The sequence below is a fragment of the Pseudomonas sp. NMI542_15 genome (assembly GCF_021283425.1).
GTDB lineage: Bacteria > Pseudomonadota > Gammaproteobacteria > Pseudomonadales > Pseudomonadaceae > Aquipseudomonas > Aquipseudomonas fortuita.
In genome coordinates this window covers 115,453-128,706 of sequence record NZ_JAJSRO010000013.1, presented here as the reverse complement: position 1 = coordinate 128,706, position 13,254 = coordinate 115,453, and the positions used below count along the sequence as shown (strand labels likewise).

Annotated in this window: 11 protein-coding genes; 7 read left to right on the top strand and 4 right to left on the bottom strand. The window is 62.8% G+C overall.

The window, feature by feature from the left end:
• Positions 1-68: 68 nt before the first annotated feature.
• Positions 69-1,982, bottom strand: a complete 1,914-nt coding sequence (speA, locus tag LU684_RS19095; protein WP_016484742.1) for an arginine decarboxylase — start codon at positions 1,980-1,982, stop codon at positions 69-71.
• Positions 1,983-2,133: 151 nt separating this feature from the next.
• Complete coding sequence (locus tag LU684_RS19090) at positions 2,134-2,505, bottom strand: translation initiation factor Sui1 (protein ID WP_012270332.1); 372 nt, start codon at positions 2,503-2,505, stop codon at positions 2,134-2,136.
• Between the two features lie 252 nt (positions 2,506-2,757).
• Between LU684_RS19090 and LU684_RS19085 the strand changes: the two genes are divergently transcribed.
• Complete coding sequence (locus LU684_RS19085; protein WP_191087233.1) at positions 2,758-3,369, top strand: transferase; 612 nt, start codon at positions 2,758-2,760, stop codon at positions 3,367-3,369.
• Here the strand turns inward: LU684_RS19085 and LU684_RS19080 are convergent.
• Together LU684_RS19080 and LU684_RS19075 are read right to left on the bottom strand one after the other, a co-directional pair.
• Positions 3,360-3,896, bottom strand: coding sequence for an NUDIX hydrolase (locus LU684_RS19080; protein WP_016484740.1), 537 nt, complete (start codon positions 3,894-3,896; stop codon positions 3,360-3,362). The two genes, LU684_RS19085 and LU684_RS19080, sit on opposite strands and share 10 nt — an antisense overlap.
• A gap of 2 nt (positions 3,897-3,898) precedes the next feature.
• Positions 3,899-4,966, bottom strand: a complete 1,068-nt coding sequence (locus LU684_RS19075; protein ID WP_016484739.1) for a DUF2333 family protein — start codon at positions 4,964-4,966, stop codon at positions 3,899-3,901.
• A 248-nt stretch (positions 4,967-5,214) separates the two neighbouring features.
• On the opposite strand from LU684_RS19075, the gene LU684_RS19070 reads away from it, so the two are divergent.
• The 6 genes from LU684_RS19070 to accC all read left to right on the top strand — a co-directional run bounded on the left by LU684_RS19070 (position 5,215) and on the right by accC (position 13,206).
• The gene (locus LU684_RS19070) at positions 5,215-6,573 is read left to right on the top strand and encodes a diguanylate cyclase (protein WP_016484738.1); all 1,359 of its coding nucleotides are present in this window, start codon (positions 5,215-5,217) and stop codon (positions 6,571-6,573) included.
• 154 nt (positions 6,574-6,727) lie between these two features.
• Positions 6,728-8,689, top strand: coding sequence for a methyl-accepting chemotaxis protein (locus LU684_RS19065; RefSeq protein WP_102667923.1), 1,962 nt, complete (start codon positions 6,728-6,730; stop codon positions 8,687-8,689).
• Positions 8,690-8,865: 176 nt separating this feature from the next.
• Positions 8,866-10,638 carry a protein-disulfide reductase DsbD gene (locus LU684_RS19060; protein WP_023048388.1) on the top strand — a complete coding sequence of 591 codons (1,773 nt, stop codon included), beginning with the start codon at positions 8,866-8,868 and terminating at the stop codon, positions 10,636-10,638.
• A 179-nt stretch (positions 10,639-10,817) separates the two neighbouring features.
• Positions 10,818-11,273 carry a type II 3-dehydroquinate dehydratase gene (gene aroQ, locus LU684_RS19055; RefSeq protein WP_003255330.1) on the top strand — a complete coding sequence of 152 codons (456 nt, stop codon included), beginning with the start codon at positions 10,818-10,820 and terminating at the stop codon, positions 11,271-11,273.
• Between the two features lie 98 nt (positions 11,274-11,371).
• The gene (gene accB, locus LU684_RS19050; protein WP_016484735.1) at positions 11,372-11,833 is read left to right on the top strand and encodes an acetyl-CoA carboxylase biotin carboxyl carrier protein; all 462 of its coding nucleotides are present in this window, start codon (positions 11,372-11,374) and stop codon (positions 11,831-11,833) included.
• A gap of 17 nt (positions 11,834-11,850) precedes the next feature.
• Positions 11,851-13,206, top strand: coding sequence for an acetyl-CoA carboxylase biotin carboxylase subunit (gene accC / locus LU684_RS19045; protein WP_016484734.1), 1,356 nt, complete (start codon positions 11,851-11,853; stop codon positions 13,204-13,206).
• The last annotated feature ends 48 nt before the right edge of the window (positions 13,207-13,254 follow it).

Genomic DNA, 13,254 nt, shown 5'->3' with positions numbered 1-13,254 from the left:
CTCATATCGCGACGCAAGGCCGCTCCCACAAAAGGCAGCACAGGCTTTTGCAGGAGCGGCCCCAGCAATTACGACGACAGGTACGAAGACCGGGTCAGCCCAAGGCGCAAGGCATCCAGGTACTGCGTGCGCTCACGCGCAGTGATTTTGGCGCTGGCCACCTTGTCGCGGTAGTGAGTCATCAACTCCTCCGGCGACAGGTGCACGTAGCGCAGCATGTCTTCGATGGTGTCGTGGGTCTCGATACCGGCGTGGTACACGCTGCCGTCAGCGTTCTGGTAGATGTTCACCGAGTCGGTGTCACCGAACAGGTTGTGCATGTCGCCCAGGATTTCCTGGTAGGCACCGACCAGGAACACGCCCAGCAGGTAGTCCTCGCCCTCCTTCAACGCATGCACCGGCATGCTGGTCTCGATGCTCTGCTCGTCGACGTACTGGTTGATCTTGCCGTCCGAGTCGCAGGTCAGGTCCTGCAGTACGGCGCGGCGCAGCGGCTCTTCGTCCAGGCGGTGCAGCGGGATGATCGGCAGCACCTGGCCAATGGCCCAGGTGTCCGGCAGGCTCTGGAACACCGAGAAGTTGCAGATGTACTTGTCGGCCAGCTTGTCGTTCAGCTCGTCGAGCACCTGGCGGTGCGAGCGCTGGCGGGCTTTGAGCGAATTATGCAGGCGACGGCACACGGCAAAGTAGCACTGCTCGGCCAAGGCTTTCTCGCTCAGGCTGATCTTGCCATCGGCGTACTGTGCCGCCACGTCACCCATGTAGTGGGTGGCGCGCCAGTAAGTCTCGGTCACCATCTCGATGTCAGTCGGGCCAAGCAGGTCGGCCAGCCACTGCACGGTCTCGGGCAGGGCTTCTTTGTTCTCGATGGTGGGTACGTCGTCGTTGTGTTTCTCGACGTCGGTGACCTGGATCACCAGCATGGCATGGTGCGCGGTCAGCGAGCGGCCACTCTCGGAGAAGATGTGCGGGTGCGGCAGGCCCTGCGCGTCGCAGAACTCCTTGAGCATGCCCACCACCACGCCAGCATAGTCGTCCATGTCGTAGTTGATGGAGCTGGCATTGCGCGAGTGGGTACCGTCATAGTCCACGCCCAGGCCACCACCAACGTCGATGTGGTCGACCGGCAGGCCCAGCGCACGCAGCTCGCCGTAGTAACGGATGGCTTCCTTGAAACCGTGCTGGTAGTCGGCCAGGTTGGCGATCTGCGAGCCCATGTGGAAGTGCAGCAGGCGGATGCCCTGGTCCAGGCCGGCATCGCGGAAGCGTTGCACCACCGAGATCAACTGGGCAGCCGACAACCCGAACTTGGACTTCTCGCCACCGGTGTCGGCCCATTTGCTGGAGGCCAGCGACGACAGGCGCACGCGCAGGCCGACCTGGGGTTTCACCTTGAGCTCGGCGGCCTCGTCGATCACCAGGGCCACTTCCGACTCTTTCTCGATGACGATGAACACGTTGTGGCCAAGCTTCTGGCCCATCAACGCCAGGCGGATGAACTCACGGTCCTTGTAGCCGTTGCAGACGATGGTACCGCCCTTCGGTGCCAGCGCCAGCACTGCCAGCAGCTCGGGTTTGGAGCCAGCTTCCAGGCCGATGGAGACGTTTTGCGTGGCGATGATGTTTTCCACCACCGCTTCCTGCTGGTTGACCTTGATCGGGTACAGCGCGGTGTACTGGCTCTGGTACTCCAGGCGCGCGATATTGGCATCGAACGCACCGGTCAGCTGGCGTACGCGGTCCTGCAGAATGTCGGGGAAGCGCACCAGCAAGGGGAGCGACAGGCCGCTTTGGCGCAATTCGTCAACCTGCTCGTACAGGTCGATCGGCGCGCTGTCGGGGCCGTTGGGGCGCACTTCGACGCGCCCCGCTTCATTGATGGCGAAATAACCAGCGCCCCAATGGCGGATGCCATAAACACTGCGGCTGTCGGCCACGGTCCACTGGCTACCATCGTCTTTGCGTGTGCGTCGTACGGACATTCAAGTCCCCTATAGATAAGTCGAAGACACTGCCCCGCAGGCAGCGGAGCGAGTGTAAAAGCTGAAAATGACGATTCATCCGTGCTCAGGCATAGACCCTGACCACGGGAACGAGTTTAGAAAGCGCTGGGCAAAAAATCGCGCGATGGCCTCAGCCGCCGGACTTTTTCGCCTTGAAACCCTGTTTGGTCAGCTCGCCGATCAACAGCTCGACATGGTCGCCCTGGATCTCGATAACCCCGTCCTTCAGGGCGCCGCCGGTACCGCAGCGGCGCTTGAGCGTGGTCGCCAGCTCTTTGAGCTGGTCGGGCGGCAGCGGCACGCCGGTGACAGTGGTCACGGTTTTGCCGCCACGGCCTTTGCTCTCACGGCGCACACGGGCAATGCCGTCACCTTCGGGGATGATTTGCTGCTTGCAGATGCATGCATCCACCGGCTGGCCACAGTCGGGGCAGTGCCGACCGGCATCGGTGGAGTAAACGAGACCGCCAAGGGCGGAAAAGGAAGAAGCTTTCTTGGCCACTTTTGTTCCTCTGTGCTGAGGACAAAAACTGGTCGTGCCCTGGGGTTGAGGCCGACCGCGAAGCCCCACTCTGGCAGGGGCGGCGCTACTGCCGCAAGACTTGCGACAGCCCGAAAAGGGCGCGCAGTGTAACGATAAATCCGGCTGTTGCTAAGTACTGGAATGCGCCATTTTGCGAATGTTTTGCGACTTCAGCGCCTGTCGTCGCCCGCGCGGGTGCAAACTGGGGCGCCTTCCTCAGGAGACAGGCCCGTGACGATACCTGAAATCGGCGTATTCATTGCCAAGTGGCCCAAGCTGGGCGTAGCGCACGCGACACCATGGCAGGTAACCCTGACATGTGAAAGCAACGTCCTGTCACTCATTGAGCAGCTCGAAAGGGGCTATCGGCGCGAAGGCGATTGCGCCATTCACGAAACGGCCATCGTCGAACCCGGTGCAGTACTGAAAGGGCCGATTATCATTGGCCCGCAGGCTTTCGTGGCTGCGGGCGCCTACCTGCGCGGCGGGGTATACATCGGTAGCAACTGCATTGTCGGACCAGGCTGTGAGGTGAAAAGCAGCTTCATGCTCAGCTCAAGCAAGTTGGCACACTTCAACTTCGTCGGCGACTCGCTGATCGGCGAAAACGTCAATATCGAAGCCGGGGCAATCATCGCCAACTACCGCAATGAACTGGACGGGGCAATGATCAGGATTCGCCATGGCCAGGCGGTCATCGCCACTGGCGCAAACAAGTTCGGTGCGTTGATAGGCGATGGCTGCAAAATTGGCGCGAATGCAGTCATCGCGCCGGGTGCGTTGCTTCTGCCGGGTACCCGCGTGCCGCGCCTTGGGCTAGTCGACCAGTTTGCCTACGACTGACTGGCCTTGTAGCGCTGCAATGCCACTAAAGAGTCCGGACAGTAGGATTGGGTCTGGCTTTCTGACTCTGCCTGCTCCAACCCGATGAAGCGCGCCTCGATTACTTCTTCTGGCTGCAAACGCAAAGGCGCATCCGACACCGCCGAATACACAGCACACCACAGGCGGTTGTCGGGCTGGTCAAAGTAGAACCGCTCGTGAAAACGCAACTCGACACCTTCGATTCCCAGCTCTTCGGCCAGCTCACGGGCCGCCGAGTCGGCATAAGCCTCCCCTGCCGACACCATGCCGCCGGCCGCCACATCCCAGTAACCGGGGTATAGCGCCTTGCTCAGGGTACGCCGATGCACGCACAGCTCACCGGCACTGTTGAACAGCAGGATGAACGTGCAACGCCCGATCAGCCGTCGCTCACGCAGTTCGGCGCGGGGCAAGGCCCCCAGCACCTGGTCGGCTTCGTCCACCCAGGCAACCAGCTCGCGGTCGGAGGCCGCCCGGTGGGCGGCCTCGCTTGGGCTGATGGCCATTCTCAACCCTGCGACAGCAACTGACGCAGGTCGATGACCGCAGCGTTGGCCCGGGAAATGTAGTTGGCCATGACCAGCGAGTGGTTGGCCCACATGCCAAAGCCACTGCCATTGAGCACCATCGGGCTCCACAGCGGCTCTTGCGAGGCTTCCAGTTCACGGATGATCTGACGCACGCTGACCGTGGCATTCTTCTTCGCCAGCACGTCGGCGAAGTCCACCTCAATGGCGCGCAGCAGGTGCGACAGCGCCCAGGCTTGGCCGCGGGCTTCGTAGAACACGTTGTCGATCTGCAGCCATGGGGTTTCCACCACCTCCTCGTCCACCTGCGGTGCCTGGCCGGCAACGACCGACTCGGTCTTCAACGTGGTGTTGAGCTTGACCCGGCCAACGCTGGCCGACAGGCGCTGCGACAGCGAGCCAAGGCGAGTGGCCACGTCACCCAGCCAGTTGTTCAGGTTGTCGGCGCGGGTGTAGAAGATCGCACCCTTGTCGCCAGAAGCCAGACGCGTCTGGTAACGGGACAGCGACTTGATGCCCTCTTCGAACTCCGACTCGCTCGATGGCAGGATCCAGCTCTTGTTGTCGAAGTTGAAGCGCGGCTCGGCCTTGGCCAGGTCGGCATCTTCGGTGGACTGCGACTGCGAGCGGGCAAAGTCCTTGCGCAGGGCGCGGGACAAGTCGCGTACCTGGACCAGCACGCCATATTCCCAGCTCGGCATGTTGTCCATCCACAGCCCTGGCGGGAAGCGGTCGTTGGAGATGTAGCCACCAGGCTTGTTCAGCAAGGTACCGGCCACGGTCTTGAGGGTTTCGATGGTGGTGTAGCCCACCACCATCTGCTGGCCACCGCGCTCAGCGGCAGACTGGGCATTCTGCTGAACCGGGAACAGGTCCGGCTCCTGGCTCCAGTACCAGCCCAGGCCGATGCACACCAGCAGGTACAACCCGATCAGGGTCCCCAGGGCACGGCTCCAAAGGCCGCCCAGGTAGCTACGGGCGGCAGCGCCGCGGCCGTCGACACGCTCACGGGGCTCGGCTTTGGCCTCGCGGTTTTTCCAGTCCAGCATGGCTTTGTCCTTAATCAGTCACGACGGTTCTAGGGCTTGGACCACAGGCCTGCGCCAGGGTGCCACGGCAAGCCCGCATGGCAGCACTATAAAGCAGACACCACCGTACGCATAAGCGACCTGTCAGTCAGCAACTGAATATTCGTTCTGGCCGCTTTGTTGATACAGGGCAGTCACGTCTTTGAAAAGAGCTGCTAGCATAGAGCCATCATCGCCCCTGCACACCCCAACCTATAAGTAGCCAGGACATGAGCCAAGCAGTCGAGCCGAGCCCGCTGTGCCCCGCCCAGCAGCTGACGCGTAGCGGCCTGCGCAAGGATGACCCACTCGATCAGGTGCTCAAGCCGCCCCTGCGCAAACCGGTGTACATCCTGCTGCAGGACCACGAGCGTGCCCAGCGCCTGGCTCAACAACTGGAATTTTTTGGTCTGCTAGTGCAAGCGCTGCCCAGCGCTGCGGCGTTTCTCGCCTCGATCAGCGAATACCCGCCCTCGGCCGTGATCATGGATGTCGACTTCACCGGTGCCGGCCAAGGCCTGCTGCTGGCCACCCAGCTGCAGAAGGGCGTGGCGCAACCTGTTCCGCTGCTGTTCTTCAGCCACCATGAAGCCGACACCCCGACCCGCCTGGCGGCCGTGCGCGCCGGCGGCCAGGACTTTCTCACCGGCAGCCTGGAGGCTTCCAGCCTGCTGGAAAAGGTCGAGTTGCTGACCAACGCCGCCCCGCACGACCCCCTGCGTGTGCTGATCATCGACGATTCGCGCACCCAGGCCCTGCATACCGAGCGCGTGCTGGCCAGCGCCGGCATGGTCACCCGTAGCCTGACCGACCCGATCCGCACCATGGCAGAGCTTGCCGATTTCCAGCCCGACCTGATCATCCTCGACCTGTACATGCCAGCCTGCACCGGCCCGGAACTGGCCAAGGTGATCCGCCACAGCGACCGCTATGTGAGCGTGCCGATCATCTACCTGTCTGCCGAGGACGACCTGGACAAGCAGCTGGATGCCATGAGCGAGGGCGGTGATGATTTCTTGACCAAGCCGTTTCGCTCACGCCACCTGATCACCACCGTGCGCAACCGTGCCGCCCGCGCCCGGCACCTGAAGGCGCGCATGGTGCGCGACAGCCTGACCGGGCTGTACAACCACACCCACATCCTGCAACTGCTGGAAGACTGCAGCTTCCGCGCCCGCCGTGAGCAGCAGCCGTTGAGCTTTGCCATGCTCGACATCGACCACTTCAAGAAGATCAACGATCGCCACGGCCACCCCATGGGCGACCGGGTAATCAAGAGCCTGGCGCTGTTCCTCAAGCAACGCTTGCGCAAGACCGATTTCATTGGCCGCTATGGCGGTGAAGAGTTCGCCATTGTCATGCCCAATACCGCGCTGGACGCGGCGCACAAGGTGCTGGACGAGATTCGCCGGCGCTTTGCAGAGATCATCTACCCGGCGCAGCCGCGGGATTTGCAGTGCACCTTCAGTGCCGGGGTGGTGCAGCTGGATGAGGTGCTGGACGCGCTGACCATGGCCAGTGCAGCGGACGAAGCGCTTTACCGGGCCAAGCATGCGGGGCGTAATTGCGTAGTGCGAGTGGAGCCTTGAAACAGATTTACCCGCGAAGAGGCCGGAGCAGGTGAAACAAATGAAGGCACTGTGCCACTTTTTTCTGGCACCAAGCCCCTGTCGTCATCACCCCGTCACAAAATCGCAATAACTTCAGGCGCCTACCTCTCCCCTTCGCAGGAAGTTCGCGGCGATGCGCCTGAAGTGGCTGACCAATTTCAACACCCTGTTGCTGGTAACGGTGTGTCTCGCCCTGGGCGCCACCCTGTGGTGGTCGCAGCGTGCCCTGGAGCGCCCCTACCAGATGATGGAGCGCTACCTGGGCCTGTCTCAGCAGTTCCAGAACCAGGCAGCACGTAATATCCAGTTCTACCTTGGCAGCGGCGATGCCCTGCGCCATGCCGCCGCCATGGAGGCCAACCAGCAGCTTCAGGCCACCCTGACCGAGTGGCCCACTGAGCTGGCTGGCAAACTGCGCCCCAGCCTCGACAGCCTGCAGGCCTTCACCGCCAACGAGCTGCTGGCCGCCGGTAAACTGGCTGGTGACCCGCAAGCCCTGCTGTTGCAGGCCGAGCGGGAGCTGGGGGCCAACCTCGAACAACTGGCCGGCTACGCCCGCGACAGCGGCAGCGCCGATGCCAACCGCTACCTGTTGCCAGTGCTCGACGCCACCGTGCACCTCGGTCGCCTGTCGCTGGCAAGGGACAAGCTGGTCAGCAGCGGCCGCCCGGAGCTGGCCGACGAAGTAGAGCGTGAACTGCAACTGATCCGCACCCAGGCGCAAGCCATCGACGGCGTGCCGTTGTTGGGCGTGACCCGCGCAGCCGAATCCGTTGCCGACGACTTCGCCGCCATGATGGGCCTGGAAACCCAGGCCAGCGCCCAGCAGGAAGACATTGCGGTGGGCCTGAAGCGTGAACTGCAAAGCCTGCTAAGCCGCTACCCGGCCGAACTGCAACGCACCCGCGAACAGATCGAACGCCGCGCCGCCCTGGCCGCCAGCACCAGTCAGCGCCTGGAGGCGGTGCAGCAAGCCATTGCCGCGCTGGAACCCGAAGTACGCGGCGAGCATGCAAAGATCGCCGCCGAGGTGCGCATCATCCAGGGCCTGATGATCGGCCTGATACTGCTCATCGCCTTGCTGATCGACACCTTGCAGCGGCGCCTGACCCGCACCCTCACCAGCCTTGCCCCAGCCTTGTCATGTTGGGCCGAGGGCGACTTTGCCCAAGCCATCTCCCTGGGCAAGACCAACCGCGAACTGCACGATATCCAGGAGTCGCTCAACCGCCTGCGCCAGTACCTGGTGGAGCTGGTCGGTACCATCCGCCACAACGCCGAGCAGGTGGCTGGCAGCAGCCACGCCCTGGCCGGCATGAGCGCTGCCCTGCACGACGGCGCCGAGCGCCAGGCGGGCGATACCGGGCAGATCCGCGACGCCTTGGGTGAACTGGAGGCGACCATCCAGCAAGTGGCGGGGGATGCCAGCGCCGCCGCCGATGCCAGCCGCGATGCCGGGCGGGCGGTGGAGCAGGGCCAGGCGGTCATTGGCCAGAGCCTGTCGGGCTTGCGCGAGCTGGTTGATGAAGTGCAAGGCAACGCCCGCATGATCGAGCAATTGGCGGAAGAGTCGGCGACCATCGGCGGGGTGCTGACAGTGATCCGCTCGATTGCCGAACAGACCAATTTGCTGGCGCTGAACGCTGCGATCGAAGCGGCACGAGCGGGGGAAATGGGCCGTGGCTTTGCTGTGGTAGCCGATGAAGTGCGTTCGCTGGCGCAGCGCACCACGGGGGCGACCGGCGAGATTCAGGCACTGATCGACCGCCTGCAGCAAGCGGCGAAAGGTTCGGTGGCAGGGATGCGCGCGCAGCTTGAGCATGCCGAGGCTACGGCCAGCCAGGCTCAGGCGGCGGATGGCGCGCTGGACGAGATTGTCTGTGCCATCCGCACCATTTCCGACACAGCGGTGCGCATTGCCGATGTCACGGCGCAGCAGAGTGGTGCGGTGAGTGACATTCGTGACCACAGCGAGCGGATTCACGAGCTGGGCGAAGACAACCTGCAGCGCATTGGTGAAGGGCGCGTGCAAGGCGAGCAGTTGCTCAGCCTGGGCGGTGAGCTGAACCGGGCGGTGCGGGCTTTTAGGGTTTGAGTTGGGCCTTTCAGCGCCTGGCAGATCGAGCGCCGCCCGCGCGGCGCATCGCGAGCTGCGCCGCGCGGGCGGCGCTCGATCTGCCAGGCGCCAAACATGTCACGGCAAGCGCTGCTGGCCCCAACCCGCACCAACTCCGCTATCATGCGCAGCACGTTCCACCTCGCGAGTCCGCCATGCGCCGCCTGTTTTTCCTGCTGTTCCTGCTGCTGGCCAGCCCTGCCTTCGCCACGGGCCTGCTCGACAACCGCCCCAGCGCTACCCTCGGCGCCGCTTCGCTGGCCAACAACGCCGACTTCCTGCCGGTTCACGACGCCTTCAAGCTCAGCCTGGTCCAGGCCGACGCGCACACCCTCAAGCTGCGCTTCGTCGCCACCGAGGGCTACTACCTCTACCGCCACCGCTTCCAGTTCCACACCGAGCCGGCAGACATCACCCTGGGCGCGCCGAACATCCCCAAGGGCGAGGCCAAGCACGATGAATTCTTCGGCGACGTCGAGGTGTACCACGGCGTGCTCGACATCGAACTGCCGCGCACCGACCCGCGTGCCTTCACCCTGCTGGTGGGCTACCAAGGCTGTGCCGATAAAGGCCTGTGCTACCCACCGGAAACCGCACGCCTGAGTATTGATGGCGAAGGCGGTGCCAACGCACCCGCAACGGCCGAACACGGCTGGAACTGGAAATCGCTGCTGTTGTTCTTTCTCGCCGGGGTCGGCCTGACCTTTACCCCGTGTGTACTGCCGATGCTGCCGATCCTGTCGGGCGTAGTGCTGCGCGGCCAGGTGGGTGGGCTGCGCGGGCTGGCGCTATCGCTGGCGTACGTGCTGCCGATGGCGGCCAGTTTCGCAGCGCTCGGCGCGCTCATGGGCCTGTTCGGCGCGGGCCTGAACCTGCAGGCGCGCCTGCAGTCGGCCTGGGTGCTGGTGCCCTTCGCCCTGTTCTTCGTGGTATTTGCCTTGGCCATGTTCGGCCTGTTCGAGCTGAAGCTGCCCCAGGCCCTGAGCAACCGCCTGAACAACGTCGCCAATCACACCCGGGGTGGCTCGCTGCTGGGTGCGGCAGTGCTGGGCGTGCTCTCCAGCCTGCTGGTTTCGCCTTGCGTATCAGCCCCCCTGGCTGGCGCCCTGCTGTATATCAGTGCCAGCGGCGATGCCCTGGGTGGCGCACTCAAGCTGTTTGCCCTGGGCCTGGGCATGGGTGCACCCTTGTTGCTGGTGGCCACCGGTGGCGCGGCCTGGCTGCCAAAAAGCGGCCCGTGGATGAACACGGTGAAAAACGCCATCGGGGTGCTGCTGCTGGGGCTGTCCATTGGCTTGCTCAGCCGCGTGCTGCCGGGCCCTGTGACCTTGCTGCTGGTGGGGTTCCTCGCAGCCGGCGTGGCACTTTTCCTGGGCGCCCTGGAGTTCGTCGTCAAGACCGCACGCCAGCGCCTGGCCCAACTGCTAGGCCTGGCTTTGCTGGTATACGCCCTGGCCTGCTGGTACGGCGCCCTCAGTGGCCAAGGCGACCCGCTTCGCCCGCTGCCCGTTGCAGCACTTGCGGCCACCGGCAGCAGCCAGGCGGCAAAGACGGACGCCTGGCAGACCATCACCACCCCCACCGCACTGGACGCCGCACTGGCCCAGGCCAAAGCGGCCGGCCAGCCGGTGCTGCTGGACTGGTATGCCGACTGGTGCATCAGCTGCAAGGTGATCGAGCATGAAGTGCTCAACGCGCCGCAGGTGCAGGCGCAGCTGGCCGGCTTCAAGCTGTTGCGTTTCGACATCACCGAGAGCAATGCCGAGCAACGCAAACTGCTCGATCGCTACCAGCTGTTCGGCCCACCTGCCCTGTTGTTCTTTGCCGCGAACGGCAGCGAAATTACCGCTGATCGGGTGATTGGCGAGATAAACGCCGGTGAATTCGCGCAAATTCTGGCCCGCGTGCGCGGCAAAGTAGGTCTATAACTTCCCGCGTGCCGGGAAAAATCCTGAAATAGATGACCAGATTTAATTATTTGGTCACATACTTCGCGCGAATCTCGGACATCGTGCTGGCTATTGCCGGGAACTGGACACTTGCCGTCGCTTTACGGCACACTCGCCGCGCTGTGTCGAATTGCCCTACAAATCCAAGGAATCCGCAGATGGCAACGCTACTGGTGCTCCACGGCCCCAACCTCAACCTGCTCGGTACCCGCGAGCCAGGCCATTACGGCGCCGTGACCCTGGCCCAGATCAACCAGGACCTGGAGCAACGTGCCCGCGCGGCAGGCCACCATCTGCAGTACCTGCAGAGCAATGCCGAATACGAACTGATCGACCGCATTCACGCCGCACGCAACGAGGGTGTGGACTTCATCCTGATCAATCCGGCTGCTTTCACCCACACAAGCGTCGCATTACGTGACGCATTGCTTGCAGTGAGCATCCCATTCATCGAAGTGCACCTGTCCAACGTGCACAAACGCGAACCGTTCCGTCACCACTCCTACTTTTCCGATGTTGCCGTAGGGGTGATCTGCGGTCTGGGCGCCAGCGGTTATCGCCTGGCCCTGGAGTCCGCGCTGGAACAACTGGCTGCCAACGCACAGCCCAAATGATGAAAACCCTGGCCTCAGTCGGCCAGGGTTCGATAGAAACGTATCGATACGTTTTTTAAATTTCGCCCCCTGACCGAACCTTTGGGAGTTGATGATTAATGGATATCCGTAAAGTCAAGAAACTGATCGAGCTGCTGGAAGAGTCTGGCATCGACGAACTGGAGATCAAGGAAGGCGAAGAGTCGGTCCGTATCAGCCGTCACAGCAAGACCCCAGCTGCCCAACAGTTCTACGCACCAGCACCGATGGCCGCTGCACCTGCTGCTGCCCCGGTTGCCGCTGCTGCTCCAGTCGCCGAAGCCGCTGCCGCAGCCCCGGCCCTGAAAGGCACCGTGATCCGCTCGCCAATGGTAGGTACCTTCTACCGCAAGCCTTCGCCGACCTCGCCGAACTTTGCTGAAGTTGGCCAGACCGTGAAGAAAGGCGACACCCTGTGCATCGTCGAAGCCATGAAGATGATGAACCACATCGAAGCCGATGTTGGCGGTGTCATCGACGCCATCCTGGTAGAAGACGGCCAGCCGGTTGAGTTCGACCAGCCGCTGTTCACCGTCGTTTGAATCGCGGAGAGCCAACGATGTCTGGGAAGCTCGAAAAAGTCCTGATCGCCAACCGTGGGGAAATTGCCCTGCGGATCCTGCGTGCCTGCAAAGAGCTGGGCATCAAAACCGTCGCTGTGCACTCCACCGCCGACCGTGAACTGATGCACCTGGGCCTGGCAGACGAGTCGGTCTGCATCGGTCCTGCATCGTCCAAGGATTCCTACCTGCATATCCCGGCAATCATCGCTGCCGCCGAAGTCACCGGCGCCACCGCGATTCACCCGGGCTACGGTTTCCTGGCAGAAAACGCCGACTTCGCCGAACAGGTTGAAAAATCCGGTTTCGCCTTCATCGGCCCGAAAGCCGATACCATTCGCCTGATGGGCGACAAGGTTTCGGCCAAGGACGCGATGATCAAGTCGGGCGTGCCGACCGTACCGGGCTCTGATGGCCCGCTGCCAGAAGACGAAGAAGTCGCCCTGGCGATTGCCCGTGACGTCGGCTACCCGGTGATCATCAAGGCCGCCGGTGGCGGTGGTGGTCGCGGCATGCGCGTGGTGCACAAGGAAGAGGACCTGATTTCCTCGGCCAAGCTCACCCGTACCGAAGCCGGTGCTGCCTTCGGCAACCCGATGGTCTACCTGGAGAAGTTCCTGACCAATCCACGCCACGTGGAAGTACAGGTTCTGTCCGACGGCCAAGGCAACGCCATCCACCTGGGCGACCGTGACTGCTCGCTGCAGCGCCGTCACCAGAAGGTTCTGGAAGAAGCACCAGCCCCGGGCATCGACGAGAAAGCCCGTCAGGAAGTGTTCAAACGTTGCGTCGATGCGTGCATCGAGATCGGCTACCGTGGTGCCGGTACTTTCGAGTTCCTGTACGAGAACGGCAGCTTCTACTTCATCGAGATGAACACCCGTGTGCAGGTTGAGCACCCGGTGTCGGAGATGGTTACCGGTATCGACATCGTCAAGGAGATGCTGAGCATCGCCGCTGGCAACAAGCTTTCGTTCCGCCAGGAAGACGTTGTGATCCGTGGCCACTCGCTGGAGTGCCGGATCAACGCCGAAGACCCGAAGAAGTTCATCCCGAGCCCAGGCAAGGTAAAACACTTCCACGCCCCGGGCGGCAATGGCGTACGCGTCGATTCGCACCTGTACAGCGGCTATTCGGTTCCGCCGAACTATGACTCACTGATCGGCAAGCTGATCACCTACGGCAAGGACCGCGAAGAAGCCATGGCGCGCATGCGCAATGCCCTGGACGAGATCGTCGTTGACGGCATCAAGACCAACATCCCGCTGCACCGTGACCTGGTACGTGATGAAGGTTTCTGCAAAGGCGGCGTGAACATTCACTACCTCGAGCACAAACTGGCTAACCAGGACTGATCGAGCAGTGCGATGTCGAAAAACCCCGGACTGGTTCCGGGGTTTTTT